The sequence below is a fragment of the Falsiroseomonas ponticola genome, from assembly GCF_016805305.1.
GTDB classification, from domain to species: domain Bacteria; phylum Pseudomonadota; class Alphaproteobacteria; order Acetobacterales; family Acetobacteraceae; genus Falsiroseomonas; species Falsiroseomonas ponticola.
The window spans coordinates 166,151-183,424 of the sequence record NZ_JAERQN010000004.1 but is presented as its reverse complement, the minus strand read 5'-3'; the positions used below and the strand labels follow the sequence as shown (position 1 = coordinate 183,424).

Annotated in this window: 17 protein-coding genes; 12 read left to right on the top strand and 5 right to left on the bottom strand. The window is 73.0% G+C overall.

Translation table 11 applies throughout. The features are described 5' to 3' along the window. The first annotated feature begins 168 nt into the window (after positions 1–168). From pal to JJI54_RS14110, 12 genes are all read left to right on the top strand, one after another. Complete coding sequence (gene pal / locus JJI54_RS14165; protein WP_203073654.1) at positions 169–645, top strand: peptidoglycan-associated lipoprotein Pal; 477 nt, start codon at positions 169–171, stop codon at positions 643–645. Positions 646–721: 76 nt separating this feature from the next. Continuing rightward, on the top strand, positions 722–1,639 hold the full coding sequence (locus tag JJI54_RS14160; RefSeq protein ID WP_203073653.1) for a tol-pal system YbgF family protein: 918 nt from the start codon (positions 722–724) through the stop codon (positions 1,637–1,639). A 33-nt stretch (positions 1,640–1,672) separates the two neighbouring features. Then, a complete protein-coding gene (gene tilS / locus JJI54_RS14155) occupies positions 1,673–2,896 on the top strand; it encodes a tRNA lysidine(34) synthetase TilS (RefSeq protein ID WP_203073652.1) in 1,224 nt (407 codons plus the stop codon). A 116-nt stretch (positions 2,897–3,012) separates the two neighbouring features. After that, complete coding sequence (ftsH, locus tag JJI54_RS14150; RefSeq protein WP_203073651.1) at positions 3,013–4,938, top strand: ATP-dependent zinc metalloprotease FtsH; 1,926 nt, start codon at positions 3,013–3,015, stop codon at positions 4,936–4,938. Between the two features lie 175 nt (positions 4,939–5,113). Then, on the top strand, positions 5,114–6,163 hold the full coding sequence (folP, locus tag JJI54_RS14145) for a dihydropteroate synthase (protein WP_318987507.1): 1,050 nt from the start codon (positions 5,114–5,116) through the stop codon (positions 6,161–6,163). 99 nt (positions 6,164–6,262) lie between these two features. Further along, on the top strand, positions 6,263–7,327 hold the full coding sequence (gene xylF, locus JJI54_RS14140; protein ID WP_203073649.1) for a D-xylose ABC transporter substrate-binding protein: 1,065 nt from the start codon (positions 6,263–6,265) through the stop codon (positions 7,325–7,327). A gap of 92 nt (positions 7,328–7,419) precedes the next feature. Next, on the top strand, positions 7,420–8,661 hold the full coding sequence (locus JJI54_RS14135) for a sugar ABC transporter permease (RefSeq protein WP_203073648.1): 1,242 nt from the start codon (positions 7,420–7,422) through the stop codon (positions 8,659–8,661). Further along, the gene (locus JJI54_RS14130; RefSeq protein WP_203073647.1) at positions 8,658–9,431 is read left to right on the top strand and encodes an ATP-binding cassette domain-containing protein; all 774 of its coding nucleotides are present in this window, start codon (positions 8,658–8,660) and stop codon (positions 9,429–9,431) included. Before JJI54_RS14135 ends, JJI54_RS14130 begins: the two co-directional genes overlap by 4 nt. 43 nt (positions 9,432–9,474) lie before the next feature. Then, the gene (gene glmM / locus JJI54_RS14125) at positions 9,475–10,866 is read left to right on the top strand and encodes a phosphoglucosamine mutase (RefSeq protein WP_203073646.1); all 1,392 of its coding nucleotides are present in this window, start codon (positions 9,475–9,477) and stop codon (positions 10,864–10,866) included. A 5-nt stretch (positions 10,867–10,871) separates the two neighbouring features. Then, positions 10,872–11,687: a bifunctional hydroxymethylpyrimidine kinase/phosphomethylpyrimidine kinase gene (gene thiD, locus JJI54_RS14120; protein WP_203073945.1), complete on the top strand. Its 816-nt coding sequence runs from the start codon at positions 10,872–10,874 to the stop codon at positions 11,685–11,687. Next, on the top strand, positions 11,684–12,568 hold the full coding sequence (locus JJI54_RS14115) for a PhzF family phenazine biosynthesis protein (RefSeq protein ID WP_203073645.1): 885 nt from the start codon (positions 11,684–11,686) through the stop codon (positions 12,566–12,568). The genes thiD and JJI54_RS14115 overlap by 4 nt, the downstream gene beginning before the upstream one ends. Continuing rightward, the gene (locus JJI54_RS14110; RefSeq protein ID WP_164693191.1) at positions 12,565–13,524 is read left to right on the top strand and encodes an SLAC1 family transporter; all 960 of its coding nucleotides are present in this window, start codon (positions 12,565–12,567) and stop codon (positions 13,522–13,524) included. Before JJI54_RS14115 ends, JJI54_RS14110 begins: the two co-directional genes overlap by 4 nt. A gap of 3 nt (positions 13,525–13,527) precedes the next feature. Here the strand turns inward: JJI54_RS14110 and JJI54_RS14105 are convergent, their stop codons facing one another. The 5 genes from JJI54_RS14105 to JJI54_RS14085 form a co-directional block, all read right to left on the bottom strand. Continuing rightward, positions 13,528–13,794, bottom strand: coding sequence for a MoaD/ThiS family protein (locus JJI54_RS14105; protein WP_203073644.1), 267 nt, complete (start codon positions 13,792–13,794; stop codon positions 13,528–13,530). Further along, the gene (locus JJI54_RS14100) at positions 13,791–14,870 is read right to left on the bottom strand and encodes a WD40/YVTN/BNR-like repeat-containing protein (protein ID WP_203073643.1); all 1,080 of its coding nucleotides are present in this window, start codon (positions 14,868–14,870) and stop codon (positions 13,791–13,793) included. The genes JJI54_RS14105 and JJI54_RS14100 overlap by 4 nt, the downstream gene beginning before the upstream one ends. Before the next feature lie 77 nt (positions 14,871–14,947). Continuing rightward, positions 14,948–15,619, bottom strand: a complete 672-nt coding sequence (locus JJI54_RS14095) for a hypothetical protein (RefSeq protein WP_203073642.1) — start codon at positions 15,617–15,619, stop codon at positions 14,948–14,950. A gap of 89 nt (positions 15,620–15,708) precedes the next feature. Continuing rightward, complete coding sequence (locus JJI54_RS14090; RefSeq protein ID WP_164693187.1) at positions 15,709–16,680, bottom strand: tripartite tricarboxylate transporter substrate binding protein; 972 nt, start codon at positions 16,678–16,680, stop codon at positions 15,709–15,711. A gap of 66 nt (positions 16,681–16,746) precedes the next feature. Beyond that, on the bottom strand, positions 16,747–17,265 hold the full coding sequence (locus JJI54_RS14085) for a hypothetical protein (protein ID WP_203073641.1): 519 nt from the start codon (positions 17,263–17,265) through the stop codon (positions 16,747–16,749). Positions 17,266–17,274 lie beyond the last annotated feature (9 nt).

Here is a 17,274-nt window from a genome sequence, read left to right as displayed (position 1 = left end):
GATACCGGGGAAAGGCTGTTCCTGCTGTTGCGGTGTTAACTTGGTTCCGCGCAAAAGGCGTTGCGCACGTTGCCATGATGCCGCCGCACGGATTCTTGACCTTGCGGGCGCGTGCCGTTAACGCCCGCGGCACAAGACAAGCCCAACCCTGAAAGGATTTTCAGAGCCATGAACATCAAGGTCCTCGGCGCGCTTGCCGCGCTCACCCTGCTCGGCGCCTGCGGCTCCGGCTCCGACACGGCCGGTGCGGCCGGCGGTGGCGCGGCGACGACGGCGAGCGGCCCGCGCCCCGGCAGCCAGGAAGACCTGGTCGCGAATGTCGGCGACCGCGTCTTCTTCGACACCGACCGCAGCAGCGTCCGCGCCGACCAGCGCGCGGTGCTGGAGCGCCAGGCGGCGTGGCTCGGCCGTTACCCGCAGGTGCAGGTTGCGGTGGAAGGCCATGCCGACGAGCGCGGCACGCGCGAATACAACCTGGCGCTCGGCCAGCGCCGCGCCAATGCGGCGCGCGACGTGCTGGTGGCCGGCGGCGTCGCCTCCGCCCGCATCTCCACGATAAGCTACGGCAAGGACCGCCCGGCGGCGCTCGGCTCCGACGAGACCGCCTGGTCGCAGAACCGCCGCGCGGTCACGGTCGTTCGCTGACCGGGACGCGGCGGGGATGGGGGCGGATGGTCCGCCCCCATCCCCGCTTCCCCGGACAGTGACAAAGGAAAGCGCCATGCGCCTCGTTCGCCCCCTCCTCATCGCCGCGCTGCTTGCCGCGCCGATGGTCCTGGCCCCGCCCGCCGCGGCCCAGGTCGAGACGCGGGAGGGGATCGCCCTGCAGAACCAGATTCTCCAGCTGCGGCAGGAGATGGAGGCCTTGCGGCGCGGGGGCATGGCGGGCCAGCCGGCGCCGTCCGCCGGCAGTTCCGTGCTCGGCTTCGGTGGCGGCGCGACGCGCCCCGCGCAGCCGCAGCAGGCACCGCAGGGTGAGCTGGTGGGCCAGCTGCTCGATCGCGTCTCCCGCCTGGAGGAGGAGCTGCGCAGCGTGCGCGGCCGCGCGGAGCAGGCCGAGTTCCGGGAGCGCGAGCTGCGCGAACGGGTGGAGAAGCTGACCGGCGACGTCGATTTCCGTTTCCAGCAGATGGAAGGCCAGCGGTCCGGCGCGGCGCCCGCGGCGGCGCCCGCGCGCCCGGCCGCGGCGGCGCCCGCCCCCGCCGCGCCGGCCCAGGCCGGCACCGCGCCCCAGGCCCAGCCCGCCGCGCTGGCCCGGCCGCCGCAGCGCGCGCTGCAGGAAGGCCAGGCGGCGCTGGCGCGGCGGGACTTCGCCGGCGCCGAGGCCGCGGCGCGGGAAGTGATCGCGGCGCGCGACTCGGCGCGGGCGGTGGATGCGCAGATCCTGCTGGGCGATGCGCTGGCGGGTAAGCGGGACTTCGCCGCGGCCGCCATCGCCTATGATGACGGCTTCCGCCGGAACCAGCAGGGATCCCGCGCGCCGGAAGCCATGCTCGGCGTGGCGAATGCGCTGATCGGCCTGAACAACAACCGCGATGCCTGCAGCCAGCTGGGCGATCTGCGCAGCCGCTACCCGAACCTGTCGGGCCCGCTGGCGGAGCGCGTGGCGGATGCGCGGCGCCGGGCGCAGTGCCGCTGAGCGCGGCGCCTTAACGAAGCTCTCGCAAACGTGATGGATGGCCCGGGGGCCATCGGGGCGTCGGAATTCGACGCGCTGATGGCGCCGCTCGGGCCGTTCGGCGTTGCGCCGGTGCTGGTGGCGGGCGTCTCCGGCGGGCCGCATAGCCTGGCGCTGGCGCTGCTGCTGGCGCGCTGGGCGGCAGCGCGGGGTGGGCGGGTGGTGGCCGGGGTGGTGGATCACGGCCTGCGGGCCGACAGCGCGGCGGAGGCCGCGACCGTCCGGCGCTGGATGGCGGCGCGGGGGATCGAGGCGCGGGTGGCGGCGCTGGGGCTGGACCCCGGGCCGGGCGCGCAGGCGCGGGCGCGGGAGGGGCGACTGCGCGCGCTGCTGGCGATCTGCGACGCGGTGGGGGCGCCCTGGCTGGCGCTCGGCCAGCATCGGGCCGACCAGGCGGAGACGCTGCTGCTGCGGGGCCTGGCGGGCAGCGGGCCGGCGGGGATGGCGGGCATGGCGGCGGCCAGGCCGGCCGGCGGGGCGCTGGTGATCCGCCCGCTACTGGGCGTGGCGCCGGCGCGGCTGGAGGCGGTGGTGGCGGCGGCGGGGCTTGCGGCGCTGCGCGATCCCTCCAACGGAAACAAGGCCTTTGCGCGGGTCCGGCTGCGCGCTGCGCTGGATGATGCGGCGGGCGATGGGCCGGCCGTGGCCGCGCTGGCGGCGGCGGCGGCGGCCTTCGGGCGGCGGCGGGAACGGGCGGAGGCGGCGGTGGCGGCGCGGATCGCCGCCGCGGCCGAACTGCATCCCGAGGGTTTCGCGCGGGTGGATGCCGGGGCGCTGGGGCGGGACGGGGTGGCCGCGGCGGCCTTCGCGGCGCTGATCCGGGTGGTGTCCGGCGCCGCCTATGCGCCGCCCGCCGGGGCCGCGGCGGGGCTGCTGGCGCGCGGCGCGGGCACGCTGGGCGGCGCGCGGCTGATGCGGGGCGGGCTGCTGCTGCGGGAGGCGGCGGCGATGGCGCCGCCGGTGCCGGCCGCGCCGGGCGCCTGCTGGGACGGGCGCTTCGTGCTGGAGGGGACGCCGCCGCCGGGCTGCGTCATCGGGCCGCTCGGGGCGGATCGGGTGCCGCGGCCGGGCTGGCTGCCGGCCTGCGTGGCGGCGACGATGCCGGCGATCCGTCGCGACACTGTGCTGGTCGCGGCGCCCGGCCTGTCCTATCCTTCATCCGGGGCCGGTCCCGGCTTCCGCCTGCGCTTCGCGCCGGCGGGCGGGGCCTGTGCCTGAGCATTGCGGTCCTGGGATGGAAGAGGGCGGCAGCGTTCCTATCTGTGCAGTGGAGCGGCCCGCCCCTCGCGTCGTTGCGAAAGGGCCAGCCTGGGAAGCCCCAAAGGGATGCCAACGTGAACAATTTCGGCCGGAACCTGGCGCTGTGGGTGATCGTGGCGCTGCTGCTGGTGGCGCTGTTCAACCTGTTCCAGCCCTCGGGCGGGAGCAGCCGCGCGGCGCAGCAGGTGGCCTATTCCGACTTCCTGAACGAGGTCAGCGCCGGCCATGTCCGGGACGTGACCATCACGGGCCGGACCGTCACCGGCCAGCTGAATGACGGGCGCGGCTTCCAGACCTACACGCCGGAAGACCCCAACCTGGTGACGCGCCTGACCGAGAAGGGCGTGCGGGTGGTGGCGCGGCCGGAGGAAAGCGACGTCAACCCGCTGTTCCACTATCTGCTCAGCTGGTTCCCGATGCTGCTGCTGATCGGCGTCTGGGTGTTCTTCATGCGCCAGATGCAGGGCGGCGGCGGCCGCGCCATGGGCTTCGGCAAGTCCAAGGCCAAGCTGCTGACCGAGAAGCAGGGCCGCGTCACCTTCGACGACGTGGCGGGCATCGAGGAAGCGAAGTCCGAGCTGGAGGAGATCGTGGAATTCCTGCGCGACCCGCAGAAGTTCCAGCGCCTGGGCGGCAAGATCCCGAAGGGCGTGCTGCTGGTGGGCCCGCCCGGCACGGGCAAGACGCTGCTGGCGCGGTCCATCGCCGGCGAGGCCAACGTGCCCTTCTTCACCATCTCCGGCTCCGACTTCGTCGAGATGTTCGTGGGCGTGGGCGCCAGCCGCGTGCGCGACATGTTCGAGCAGGGCAAGAAGAACGCGCCCTGCATCATCTTCATCGACGAGATCGACGCGGTGGGCCGCCACCGCGGCGCGGGCCTCGGCGGTGGCAATGACGAGCGCGAGCAGACGCTGAACCAGATGCTCGTGGAGATGGACGGCTTCGAGTCGAACGAGGGCGTCATCATCATCGCCGCCACCAACCGGCCGGACGTGCTGGACCCCGCGCTGCTGCGCCCGGGCCGCTTCGACCGCCAGGTCGTGGTGCCGAACCCCGATGTGAACGGGCGGGAGAAGATCCTCCGCGTCCATATGCGGAAGGTGCCGCTGGCCTCCGACGTCGATCCGAAGACCATCGCGCGCGGCACCCCGGGCTTCTCCGGTGCCGACCTCGCCAACCTGGTGAACGAGGCGGCGCTGCTCGCGGCCCGCACCGGCCGCCGCACGGTCGGCATGGCGGAGTTCGAGGCTGCCAAGGACAAGGTGATGATGGGCGCGGAGCGCCGCAGCCTCGTCATGTCCGAGGATGAGAAGCGCATGACGGCCTATCACGAGGCCGGCCACGCGCTGGTCGCGATGCATGAGCCGGAATGCGACCCCGTCCACAAGGCGACCATCATCCCGCGCGGCCGGGCGCTGGGCCTGGTGATGTCGCTGCCGGCCGGCGACCGCTACTCCAAGCACAAGTCCAAGCTGAAGGCGGAACTCGCCATGGCGATGGGCGGGCGCGTGGCGGAGGAACTGATCTTCGGCGCCGACAAGGTCTCCAACGGCGCCTCCGGCGACATCAAGATGGCGACCGACCAGGCGCGCCGGATGGTCACGGAATGGGGCATGTCCGACAACCTCGGCATGATCGCCTATGGCTCCAACGACCAGGAGGTCTTCCTGGGCCATAGCGTGACCCAGTCCAAGAACCTGTCGGAGGAGACGGCGCGGAAGATCGATGCCGAGATCCGCTCCATCATCGATGCGGCCTATGCCCGCGCGACGAAGGTGCTGAGCGAGAACATCGACGAGCTGCACCTGCTGGCCAAGGGCCTGCTGGAGCACGAGACGATCAGCGGCGACGAGATCAAGCAGATCATCAAGGGCGAACCCATCGTGCGGGTCCGGCCGGATGAGCCGGTGAACCAGGGCCGCGGCAGCGTGCCGACCAGCGGGCGGCCGAACCCGCGCCCGAGCACGGGCGGCGGCTTCGCCCCCGCGCCCGGGACCTGACGCGCCCGGAACCTGAGGCGGCGGGGGCCCGGCCCCCGCCCGCATCGCCTGACGCGAAACGGCCCGCACCGCCTGGTGCGGGCCGTTTCCGATTCCGGGTTCCCGATTCCCGGGACGCGCGGCATCGTCGGACACAGGGTGGATACCGGGGCGGCGAGTCGTGACAGAAAGCTGGGTGGAGCCACTGGGCCTGCTGCAGGGCCGCGCCGCCGCGACGGCCGTCGCCGCCGACCTCGCCCTGCCGCTGGCCGGCGGGCCGGGCGCCTTCACCATGGTGCGGCTGATGGGCCCGGGGGCGCCGGAGGGCGCGCTGGCGCTGGCCGATGTGCCGGATGGGTGGCAGGAGCGGGTGCTGGCGCTGACGCGCCCGCCCGCCGGCTTCGCGGGCCTCGCCCTGCCGCATGAGGGCGGGCGCCCGCTGGTGATGGGCATCCTGAACGTCACGCCGGACAGCTTCAGCGATGGCGGGCATTTCGCGGACCATGCGAACGCCATCGATGCCGGGCACATGCTGCTGGAGGCGGGGGCCGATCTCCTCGACATCGGGGGGGAGAGCACGCGCCCCGGCGCGCAGCCCGTGGCGCCGGAGGAGGAGTGCCGGCGCATCCTGCCGGTCATCCGGGAACTCGCGAAGGCCGCCACCATCAGCGTCGATACCCGCAACGCGGCCACCATGCTGGCGGCGCTGGAGGCCGGGGCGGAGATCGTCAACGACGTGACGGCGCTGCGCCACGATCCCGCCGCCGCGCGGGTGCTGGCGCGCAGCGAGGCCAGCGTGATCCTGATGCACATGCTGGGCGACGATCCGCGCACCATGCAACAGGATCCGCGCTACGGCGACGTGGCGCTGGAGGTGGCGCAGTTCCTGGCCGACCGCGTGGCGGCGGTGGAGCGGATGGGCATCCCCCGCGGGCGGCTGGCGATCGACCCCGGCATCGGCTTCGGCAAGCGCCTGCCGCACAACCTGGCGCTGATGGAGCGCCTGCCGCTGCTGGCGGGACTCGGCCTGCCCATCGTCTTCGGCGCCAGCCGCAAGCGCTTCATCGGGGAGCTGTCCGGGGTGGAGACGCCGGTGGACCGCGTGGCGGGGTCGGTCGCGGCGGCGCTGCATGCCGCGGCGCATGGGGCGGCGATCATCCGGGTGCATGATGTCGCGGAAACCGTCCAGGCGCTCGCGGTCTGGAACGCGGTATCGGCGGGCGGCGTGGAGGATGACGATGGCTGATGCCGGAAACGCACGCCGCGCTTGACGCGGGGCGGCAGGTCGCGGGAGCCTCCCTTTCAGCAAGGTCGTGCATACGACCGGTGGAATGGGGAGGCGAGAATGATCCATCGATTCACGCGGCGCGGGCTGCTGGGCACCGCGCTGGCGGTGCCGGCGCTGGGCGCGGTGGCCCGGGGGGCCCAAGCCCAAGGCAGGGGGCCGGTCATCGGCGTTTCCTGGTCCAACTTCCAGGAGGAACGCTGGAAGACGGATGAGGCCGCGATCCAGGCGGCGATCCGCGCGGCGGGCGGCAGCTACCTCTCGGCCGATGCGCAGTCCAATCCGGGCAAGCAGCTGACGGATATCGAGAGCCTGCTGGCGCGTGGCGCCAAGGCGCTGATCGTGCTGGCGCAGGATGCGGCCGCGGTGCGGCCCGGCGTGCAGAAGGCGATCAATGAGGGCGTGGCCGTGGTCGGCTATGACCGCCTGATCGAGATGCCGGAGGTCTTCTACCTGACCTTCGACAACGTCGAGGTCGGCCGCATGATGGCGCGCAGCGTCCTGGCCCAGAAGGCGGAGGGCAACTACGCCTTCATCAAGGGCAGCTCGTCGGACCCCAACGCCGATTTCCTGTTCCGCGGATCGATGGAGATCCTGAAGCCGCACATCGATGCCGGCCGCATCCGCAATGTGGGCGAGGCCTATACGGATGGCTGGCTGCCCGCCAATGCGCAGCGGAACATGGAGCAGATGCTGACCCGCAACAACAACCGCATCGATGCGGTGGTGGCGGCGAATGACGGCACGGCGGGCGGCGCCATCGCGGCGCTGGCGGCGCAGGGCCTGGCGGGCAGCGTGCCGGTTTCCGGCCAGGATGCGGATCGCGCGGCGCTGAACCGCATCGCGGCGGGCACGCAGACCGTGACGATCTGGAAGGATGCGCGGGAACTCGGCAAGAACGCCGCCGAGATCGCGATCCGCCTGGCCGGCGGGGCGCGGCTGGCGGAGGTGCCGGGCGCGGTCCAGTGGAACGAGGGCCCGCAGCGCGCGCGGATGACGGCGCGCTTCCTGGCGCCGGTGCCGGTGACGCGGGAGAATCTGGGCGTGGTGATCGAGGCCGGCTGGGCGCCGCGGGCCGCGGTGTGCCAGGGGATTCCGGCCGGGCGCGTGCAGGCGTGCAATTGAGGGTGGGACGCCACCCTCTTCCAGCCCTCTCCCCATCCTCCTTCCCTTTGAGGGGGGAGAGGGCCATCCGCGCGATGCGGGGCAGCGCCTGAATGCGGCATCTCGAGGTTGATCCGCGGCTCGTCGGGATGCTCGGCGCGCTGGCGGTGATCTGGGTGGGGTTCGACCTGCTGTCGGGCGGCGCCTTCCTGACGCCGCGGAACCTCTGGAACCTGTCGGTGCAGACCGCCTCCGTCGCCGTCATGGCCTGCGGGATGGTGCTGGTCATCGTCACGCGGAACATCGACCTCAGCGTCGGCGCGGTGCTGGGCTTCGTCGGCATGGTGGTGGGCGTGGTGCAGGCGCGCTGGCTGCCGGAGATGCTGGGGCTGGAGCATCCCGCGACGGCCTTCATCGCGGTCGCGGTCGGCATTGCGCTGGGCGGGGCCATCGGGCTGATGCAGGGCAGCCTCATTGCCTATCTCGGCATTCCCTCCTTCATCGTGACGCTGGGGGGGCTGCTGGTCTGGCGCGGGGCGGCCTGGTGGGTGACGCAGGGGCAGACGGTGGCGCCGATGGATGGGCGCTTCCGCATGCTGGGCGGCGGGATCGAGGGCGCGATCGGCGCCACGGCGTCCTGGGTGCTGGCCGGCATCGCCTGCGCCGCCATCGTGGCTGGCATGGTGATGCTGCGGCGCCGGCGGCTGGCCTTCGGCTTCCCGGTGCGGCCGGGCTGGGCGGAGGGGGTGCTGATGGGCCTCGCCTGCCTGGTGGTGATCGGCGCCGTCGCGGTGGCGAACAGCTACCCGATCCCGGTCGGCGTCGCGCGGCGGATGGCGGAGGCGCAGGGCATCGCCTGGCCGCCGGGCGGGCTGTTCATCCCGCATGGGCTGGCGATCCCGGTGATCGTCGCGCTGCTGGTCGGCGTGGCGATGACGGTGCTGGCCACGCGCACGCGCTTCGGCCGCTATGTCTTCGCCATCGGCGGCAATCCGGAGGCGGCGGAACTGTCAGGCGTGAACACCCGGCGCAGCCTGATGATGGTCTTCGGGCTGATGGGCGCGCTGGCGGGGCTTTCGGCCTGCATCGCGACGGCGCGGCTGAACGCGGCGACGAATGCGGCGGGGACGCTGGACGAGCTGTATGTCATCGCTGCGGCGGTGATCGGCGGCACCTCCCTGGCCGGTGGCATGGGCACCGTGGCGGGGGCGATGCTGGGGGCGCTGGTGATGCAGTCCCTGCAATCCGGCATGGTGCTGCTGGGCGTCGATACGCCGCTGCAGAACATCGTGGTGGGGCTGGTGCTGGTCTTCGCGGTCTGGCTGGACGGGGCGTGGAGGAAGCGCATCCGATGACGACACCCCTCGTGGAGATGCGCGGCGTCTCCATCGCCTTCGGCGGCATCAAGGCCGTTGATGACGTGTCGGTGGACCTGATGCCGGGGGAGGTCGTGGCCCTGCTCGGCCATAACGGCGCGGGCAAGTCCACGCTGATCAAGATCCTGTCCGGGGCCTATCGCGCCGATGCCGGGGAGATCCTGGTGGAGGGCGAGCCGGCCGATATCGCGACGCCGCGCGATGCCAAGCGCTACGGGATCGAGACGATCTACCAGACGCTGGCGCTGGCCGACAATGTCGATGCGGCGGCCAACATCTTCCTCGGGCGCGAATTGGTGACGCGCTGGGGGATGCTTGACGATGCGGCGATGGAATCGGCGACGCGCCAGGTGATGGCGCGGCTGAACCCGCATTTCCGGCGCTTCAAGGAACCGGTGCGGGCGCTGTCGGGCGGGCAGCGGCAATCCGTCGCCATCGCGCGGGCCATCCACTTCAACGCCCGCATCCTGATCATGGACGAACCCACCGCGGCGCTGGGGCCCGCGGAGACGGCGCAGGTGGGGGAGCTGGTGAAGCAGCTGAAGGCGCAGGGGATCGGCATCTTCCTGATCAGCCACGACATCCATGACGTCTTCGACCTGGCGGACCGCGTCAGCGTCATGAAGAACGGGCGGCTGGTCGGCACGGCGCGGACCAGCGACGTGACGAAGGATGAGGTGCTGGGGATGATCATCCTCGGCAAATGCCCGGCGGCGGCGGTGCGGGGGCCGGGGGCCATGGCGGAGTAGCGCCGCATTTCAAAGCGCCGGGCGGGGCGCTAGAAGGCCCGGCATGAGCACGCCCCCTCGCAAGCTTTTCGGCACCGATGGCATCCGCGGCAAGGCCAACCAGCCGCCGATGGATGCGGGCACCGCGCTGCGGCTCGGCCAGGCGACGGGGCGCTTCTTCAACCGGGGCAGCCACCGGCACCGCGTCGTCATCGGCAAGGATACCAGGCTGTCCGGCTACATGCTGGAACCGGCGCTGACGGCGGGCTTCGTCGGCGCGGGGATGGATGTGATGCTGGTGGGGCCGATCCCGACGCCGGCCATCGCCATGCTGACGCGGAGCCTCCGTTGCGACCTCGGCGTCATGATCTCGGCCAGCCACAACCTCTTCGAGGATAACGGCATCAAGCTGTTCGGGCCGGACGGGCTGAAGCTGTCCGACGCGCAGGAGGCGGAGATCGAGGCGCTGATGGACGCGCCCAATTTCCTCGAAAGCCTGGCGGCGCCGACGAAGCTGGGGCGGGCGAACCGGCTGGAGGACGCGCCGGGGCGCTACATCGAGAGCGCCAAGGCGAGCTTCCCGAAGGGGCGGAGCCTGGACGGGCTGCGCATCGCGATCGATTGCGCGCATGGCGCGGCCTACAAGGTGGCGCCGACGGTGCTGTGGGAGCTGGGGGCGGAGGTGGTCTCCACCGGCGTCACGCCCGATGGCTTCAACATCAACCGGGATTGCGGGGCGACGGCGCCGGCCAAGCTGGCGGAGCTGGTGCGGGAACGGCGCGCGGATCTCGGCATCGCGCTGGATGGGGATGCCGACCGGCTGGTGCTGGTGGATGAGCAGGGGCGCGTGATCGATGGCGACCAGATCCTGGCGGCCATCGCGGGATCGTGGCACCGGCAGGGAAGGCTGGTGGGCGGCGGGGTGGTGGCGACCGTCATGTCCAACCTCGGGCTGGAGCGGCACCTGGAGGGGCTGGGCCTGGCGCTGCACCGCACCCAGGTGGGCGACCGCTATGTGGGGGAGCGGATGCGCGAGGCCGGCTGCAACCTGGGGGGCGAGCAGTCCGGGCATGTGATCCTGTCCGACTTCGGCACCACGGGGGACGGGCTGGTGGCGGCGCTGCAGGTGCTGGCGATGCTGGTGGAGGAGCGGCGCCCCGCCAGCGAGGTCTGCCGGCGGTTCGAGCCGCTGCCCCAGCGCCTGGTGAACATCCGCTACACCGGCGCCTCCCCCCTGCGGGATGCGGAGGTGACGGAGGGCATCGCGGCGGCCGGCGCCAGGCTCGGCAAGCGGGGGCGCGTGCTGGTGCGGGCGAGCGGGACGGAACCGCTGATCCGGGTGATGGCGGAAGCGGAGGATGAGGGGGAGATGCGCGCCACGGTGGATGAGCTGGCGGCGCTGATCCGTGCCCGGGCGGCGGCGGGGGCGATCCGCAAGGCGGGCGCCGCGGAATGAGCGCGATGCAGGGACGGGTGCTGGTCTGCGCGGGGTCGGATAGCGGCGGCGGCGCGGGGATCCAGGCGGATATCAAGGCGATCTCGGCGCTGGGCGGCTATGCCGCGACGGCGGTGACGGCGCTGACGGCGCAGAACACGCTGGGGGTGCAGGGGGTGCTCGGCGTGGCGCCCGAGTTCATCCGCCTCCAGATCCGCATGGTGCTGGAGGATATCGGGGCCGATTCCTTCAAGACCGGCATGCTGGCGGATTCTACGACCATCGAGGCGGTGTGCGGCGCGCTGGAGGAATTCGGCCCCGGCATCCCGCTGGTCGCGGACCCCGTGATGGTGGCCAAGGGCGGGCATCCGCTGCTGGCGGCGGAGGCCGTGGCCACGCTGACCGCGCGGCTGCTGCCCATGGCGGCCGTCATCACCCCCAACCTGCCGGAGGCCGAGGCGCTGACAGGGCTTTCGATCACCGCCGTGGATGACATGCGGCGCGCGGCGGATGCGCTGCTGGGCCGCGGCGTGCGGGCCGTTCTGCTGAAGGGTGGACACCTGGAAGGCCCGGTGCTGACGGACCTGCTGGCGACGCCGGAGGGTACCGAGAGTTTCGAGAGCGCGCGGATCGAGAGCCGCCACACCCATGGCACGGGCTGCACCCTCGCCTCCGCGCTGGCCTGCGGGCTGGCGCAGGGGATGGCGCTGCGGGACGCCGTGGTGCGGGCGCGGGCCTATGTGCGGGCGGCGATGCTGGCGGCGCCGGGGCTCGGCCAGGGGCATGGGCCGCTCGGCCATGGAGTGACGATGGACCCGGCGAGAGTGGGGCAGCTTTCTTGAGAAGATTCGAGTTCGTGACGGTCGATGTCTTCACCGACCGTCGCTTCGGCGGCAACCAGCTGGCCGTCTTCCCCGATGCGCGGGGCATGACGGATGCCGAGTTGCAGGCGCTGGCGGCGGAGATGAATCTCTCCGAGACCACCTTCGTGCTGCCGGCGGCGGATGCGGCGAACACCGCGCGCGTGCGCATCTTCCACCGCACGGCGGAGATGCCCTTCGCGGGCCATCCCAATGTCGGCACGGGCTATGTGCTGGCCGACCGCGCGGTGGATGGCGTGCTGCGCTTCGAGGAGATCGCCGGGCTGGTCGAGGTGCGGATCGAGCGGGATGGCGCGGGGGCCGTGACGGGCGCCACCATCGCGGCGCCGCAGGCGCTCAAGGTCGGGCCGACGATGAGCGTGGAGATCGCGGCCGCCTGCGCGGGGATCGACCCGGCCGGTGTCGTCACCGCGCATCACCCGCCTACCATCGCCAGCGATGGCGGCAATCCGCGGCTGCTGGTGGAGGTGACGGAGGCGGCGATGACGGCCGCATCGCCGGACATCGGCGCCTTCCGCCGCGCGGTGGCCTCCGAGCCGGCGCTGGGCGGCAAGCTCGCGCTGTATCTGTACCGCCAGGCGGGGGAGGGGCTGCGGACGCGCATGTTCTCCCCGCTGGTCGGCACCTGGGAGGATGCGGCGACGGGCAGCGCGGCCACGCCGCTCGCCGGCTTCCTGCTGCACCTGTCGGGGGCCGAGGAGGGAGCCTGGGTGATGACCCAGGGTGTCGAGATGGGGCGGCCGAGCGTGCTGCGCACCACCGCGCGGCGGACCGCGGATGGGATCCGGGCGACGGTCGGTGGCGGCTGCGTGCCGATGTTCAGGGGCAGCGTGACGCTGTGAAGATCGACCGGGTGATGCGCACGGCGCCGACGCTGGCCTTCCTGCCGCTGCCGCTGCTTGCCATGCCGATGGGGCTGGGCGGCGCCGGCCTGGCCTGGCGGCAGGCGGCGCAGACGCTGGGGGTGCCGGGGCTGGTGGGGGAAGCGCTGCTGGCGCTGACCTTCGTGGTGTGGCTTGGCATCGTCGCCGCGCAGGCGGCGCGATGGTGGCGGCACCCGGATGCCTTCGCGCAGGAAGCGGCGAATCCCGTGCGGCTGGCCTTCCTGGCGGCGCCGACCATCGGCTTCATGATCGTCTCCGCCGCCGCCTGGCCCTATGCGCCGCGCCTCGGCGCCGCGCTCTGGGCGATGGCGGTGCCGCTGCACCTGCTGGTGGCGATGCTGCTGCTGCGCCGCGTGCTGCTGGGGCGCGCCGATGCGGCGATGCTGGCGCCGCCGCTGCTGATCCCCTTCGTCGGCAACATCCTGGCGCCGGCGCTGGGGGCGCGGATGGGCTTCCTCGACGCGTCCTGGATGATGTTCGGCGTGGGCCTGCTGCTCTGGCTGATCATGATGCCGCTGCTGCTGCACCGCTTCTTCGCGGGGCCGAAGCTGCCGGCGCCCTTGCTGCCCTCGGTCGCCATCTTCCTGGCGCCGCCGGCCGTCGGCGCGCTGGCGCTGGTGGCGCTGACGGGGCAGGCGGGCGGGGCGAGCCTGTCGCTGACGGGCCTCGCCGTGCTGATCGCCGCCGTGCTGCTCTCCATGGCGCGGCACTTCGCGGCGCTGCCCTTCAGCATCGTCTGGTGGAGCTTCACCTTCCCCGCGGCCGCCTTCGCCATCCTGCTGATGGTGGAGGATTTCCATCCCGCCCTGTGCTGGGCGGCGCTGGCGATCGCCACGGGGATCACCGGCTATGTCGCCTGGCGCACGGCGATGGCGGCGGCGGTGGGCACCTTCTTCCAGCCCGAGGGGCATTGACGCCTATCCGCCGCTGATCGCGGTCATCACCAGCACCTCGCTGCCCGGGGGCAGGGGGGTCGCGAGCGTCGCCTTCTCGCCGCCGACGAAGACGTTGAGGTGCCGGCGGATGGCGGGGGTGGTGTCGCGGATGCGGTCCGCCATGCCGGGGTGCAGGGCATTGAGCGCGGCGATCGCCTCCGCCACCGTGCCCGCCTCCAGCTCGAAATGCCGCGGCGCGCCGGGGAACAGCCGCGCCAGCGCCGCGGGGATGGTGACGGCGACCGTCACGGCAGCACCATCGTCTCCACCGAGGTGATGGTGGGCAGGTGGCGGGCGATGCAGCGCCAGGTCTCGCCCTCATCCGCACTGGCATAGACCTCTCCGCTGCCGGTGCCGAAATAGACGCCGGCGGGGTCGAGCCGATCCACCGCCATGGCCTGGCGGAGCACGCCGAAGAAGGCATTGCCCTGGGGCAGGCCGTTGCGCAGCGCCTGCCAAGTCTCTCCCCGGTCGCGGGATCGCCAGACGGCGGCGGAGGCATCGGGCATGTAGCGGCCGGCGGTGTCGCCGTTCAGCGGCAGCAGGAAGACCGTATCCGGGTCGCGCGGATGGGCGGCGGCGGGGAAGCCGAAGCTGGAGGGCAGCCCGGCCTCGATGCTGGTCCAGCTGCGCCCCGCATCCGTGCTGCGGTACATGCCGCAATGGTTCTGCTGGTAGAGCAGGTCGGGGTTGCCGGCGGCCATGGCGATGCTGTGCACGCATTGCCCGACCTCGGGGTAGCGCTGGTCTTCCGGCGCGTAGTCCTGGCGGGTGCCGCGGTTGCGGGGTTCCCAGCTCTGCCCGCCATCCGCGGTGTGGAAGACGCCGGCGGCGGAGATCGCCACATGGAGGCTGGCGGGGTCCTGCGGGTGCGGGACGATGTGGTGCAGGATCAGCCCGCCGCCGCCGGGCTGCCAGTGCGGGCGGGACGGATGGGCCTGCAGCGCCGGCAGGGGCGTGAAGCTGCGGCCGCCATCGGTGCTGCGGAACAGGCCGGCGGGCTCCACCCCCGCATGCAGCACGCCATGCGCCAGCGCCAGGCTCCACACCGCCTTCACCGGCGGCTCGCCCTCGGGGTTGGCGAGGCCCTGGCTGGAATGGGTCCAGGTGGCGCCGGCATCGTCGGATTGCCAGACGGCGGGGCCGAACCATTCATTGCCGCCGCCGGCCAGGATGCGGCCCGTGGCGGCATCGCCGATCACGTGGTTGATCGGCCAGGCGTCGCAGAAGGGGCCGCGCAGCGACCAGCCCTGCCGCCCCGCGCTCCCCTCCAGGATGAAGGCGCCCTTGCGCGTGCCGAGGAGCAGGAAGAGGCGTGCAGCCATGGCGGTGCCCTCACGATTAACCTTATGGTTAAGCGTATGGCGCCAGGCGCGGCCGGGTCAAGCCCGGCCGGGCCGCATCACAGGGTCGTGGCGCGGGGTTCGCTGGCCGTGAAACCCGTGCCGGTCGGTGTCGGCGTGAAGGTGAGGATGATGTCCCGTCGCTGGCCGCAGCCCGACAGGGTCCATGCCTCCGCCCATCCCGCCGCGCGGTTGGCGGTGAGCGGGCGGGTCACCCGCGTGCCGGCGACGGCGACGCTGTCGCATCCGGGAAAGCGCATGCGGCCCAGGGGCCTGACGGCCTGGTTGAGCACATCCCGCGCCAGCCACGGATCCACCTGGCTGCCGCCGATGATGTAGGTGTTCGTCGCCGCGCTGCCATTATCGGCGACCGAGGTGACGGTCACGACGCGGTCGAAGGCGGGGCAGCCCTGCACCGCGATGGCCTGGATCCAGGAATGCCGCACCGGGCGGTCGTTCAGCATGAAGGGCGCGACGGGGGGGCGCCACGGCAGGGGGGCTTCGGCCTGGCCCGGCTGCGCATGGGCGCATCCATACTCGACGGCACTGCGCCGCGCCGCCGCCTCCAGGCGGCTGCGATGCGCCGCGGAGGCCGCGAGGCTTTCGACCGTGTCGCCGGCATTCGCGGGCGCCGCCGGCGGGGCTTCCGCGCCCGTCACGGGCTGGGACGGGCCCTGCGGCGTGCAGGCCGCGAGCAGCAGAAGGCAGGCAAGAAGGGGGCGGCGCGGCATTGGTGACGGTCCCGGCATGATCGGGGCGGGAGTATCACGGCGGCCGGCACGGGGCGAAGCGATTCCGCCCCCCGCCCGCGGCGCGGCGCCTATCCTTCCCGCCAGGGGCGCCGCTGCCAGAGGCCGCGGATCGCCGCGAAATCCTCCGCCATCATGCGCTTGTAGTCGTCGCCGATGAGGGGGCGGAGCGGCATGCCCGTGCGCTCGGCATCCGCGATCATGGCGGGGTCGGACAGCGCCTCCCGGAACGCCTGGCGCAGGCGCTCCACGATCTCCGCCGGCATGCCGGGCGGGCCGGCGATGCCGCGGGCGGAGCCGCCCAGCACGTCGAAGCCCTGTTCGCGGAAGGTCGGCACCTCCCCGGTCGGGGCCCAGCGCTGCGGGCCGCCCTGGCCGAGGCAGCGCATCCGCCCCTCCCGCAGCATCTGCAGCCCCTCGCTCATGTTCAGGCTGCCGATGGGCAGCGATCCGCCGAGCACGTCCCGCATGACGGGGGCGGTGCCGTTGTAGGGGACGTGCAGCAGGCGGCAGCCCGCCGCTTCCTCGAAGCCCAGCTGCAGCAGGTGGTCGTCGCTGCCGATGCCGGCGGTGCCGACGCCGATGCTCTCCGGGTTGCGGCGCGCGGCGTCCCGCACATCGGCGAGCGTGCGCCAGGGACTGTCGGCGCGGACCCAGAAGCCGCCGGGGTCATCGACGACATTGGCGATGTAGGTGAAGTCCTCCGGCCGGTAGCGCGGGCGGCGTTCGACGGCGATGGCGTGCATGGCGGTGTTGGTGACGGCGCCGAGGGTGTAGCCATCGGGGGCGGCGTTGAAATTGGCCTCGAAGCCCAGCTGCCCGGCGGCGCCGGCGCGGTTCACCACGGCGAAGCGCGCGCCCGGCAGGCGCGGCTGCACGAAGTGGATGATGGGGCGCACCATGTTGTCCACGCCGCCGCCGGGCGGGAAGGGGACGATGACCTCGATGGCGCGGTCGGCGGGCCAGGCGGCCAGGGCGATGCGGGGCGCGGCGAGCAGCGTCGCGCCGGCGGCGGCGCCCAGCAGGGCGCGGCGGGTGGTCATGGTGGTTCCTCCCTGGGTCTTGGCGGGGAGGATGGAGGGCGCCGCAGGAGGCGGCAAGGGCGATGGTCAGCGCGCCTTCGGGCCGGCCTCCGCCGGCGCGGTCAGCGGCTTGTCGGTCAGCGCCTCCACGCAGCGCAGGAAGGCTTCCCCCACCTCACCGGCCGGGGGGATGGGGATGGCCAGGTCCAGTTCGGGCGCGCGGAAGGTGCCGCCGGGCAGGGTGGCGCGCAGGATCTCCAGCCCGCCTTCCGGGCGGGGGCGGGAGAAGCCGAAGGAGCGCGGCGCGACGGGAAGCCCGGTGATGGACCAGCCTGCCCCGGGCCCTTCGAAGATCATCGTCGCGGTCCTGGCGGGATCGAGCCGCGGCCCGGCGCCGTCCATGCGGCCCATGGCGAAGGCGACCGTGGCCGGCCGCGCGACCATCTGGACCTTGCCCGCCGCGGTCGCGGCTTCCAGCAGGCAGGTGCCGGCGCCGATGCGGGCGGCCCAGCCGCCGGTGCCCGGCGCGGCCGGGGCCGCGGGGCTTTCGGGGGCGGCGCAGGCCGCGAGGATCACGGCGGGCAGCAGGCGGAGGGAGGCACGCATGGCGCGAAA

What these genes read in the sequence shown, in the direction of transcription:
- JJI54_RS14130 (WP_203073647.1), top strand. Translation starts at nt 8,658, where the DNA reads ATGACGACACCCCTCGTGGAGATGCGCGGCGTCTCCATCGCCTTCGGC.
- xylF (WP_203073649.1), top strand. Translation starts at nt 6,263, where the DNA reads ATGATCCATCGATTCACGCGGCGCGGGCTGCTGGGCACCGCGCTGGCG.
- JJI54_RS14135 (WP_203073648.1), top strand. Translation starts at nt 7,420, where the DNA reads ATGCGGCATCTCGAGGTTGATCCGCGGCTCGTCGGGATGCTCGGCGCG.
- JJI54_RS14100 (WP_203073643.1), bottom strand. Translation starts at nt 14,870, where the DNA reads ATGGCTGCACGCCTCTTCCTGCTCCTCGGCACGCGCAAGGGCGCCTTC.
- JJI54_RS14090 (WP_164693187.1), bottom strand. Translation starts at nt 16,680, where the DNA reads ATGACCACCCGCCGCGCCCTGCTGGGCGCCGCCGCCGGCGCGACGCTG.
- glmM (WP_203073646.1), top strand. Translation starts at nt 9,475, where the DNA reads ATGAGCACGCCCCCTCGCAAGCTTTTCGGCACCGATGGCATCCGCGGC.
- JJI54_RS14095 (WP_203073642.1), bottom strand. Translation starts at nt 15,619, where the DNA reads ATGCCGCGCCGCCCCCTTCTTGCCTGCCTTCTGCTGCTCGCGGCCTGC.
- JJI54_RS14160 (WP_203073653.1), top strand. Translation starts at nt 722, where the DNA reads ATGCGCCTCGTTCGCCCCCTCCTCATCGCCGCGCTGCTTGCCGCGCCG.
- JJI54_RS14085 (WP_203073641.1), bottom strand. Translation starts at nt 17,265, where the DNA reads ATGCGTGCCTCCCTCCGCCTGCTGCCCGCCGTGATCCTCGCGGCCTGC.
- tilS (WP_203073652.1), top strand. Translation starts at nt 1,673, where the DNA reads ATGGATGGCCCGGGGGCCATCGGGGCGTCGGAATTCGACGCGCTGATG.
- thiD (WP_203073945.1), top strand. Translation starts at nt 10,872, where the DNA reads ATGCAGGGACGGGTGCTGGTCTGCGCGGGGTCGGATAGCGGCGGCGGC.
- pal (WP_203073654.1), top strand. Translation starts at nt 169, where the DNA reads ATGAACATCAAGGTCCTCGGCGCGCTTGCCGCGCTCACCCTGCTCGGC.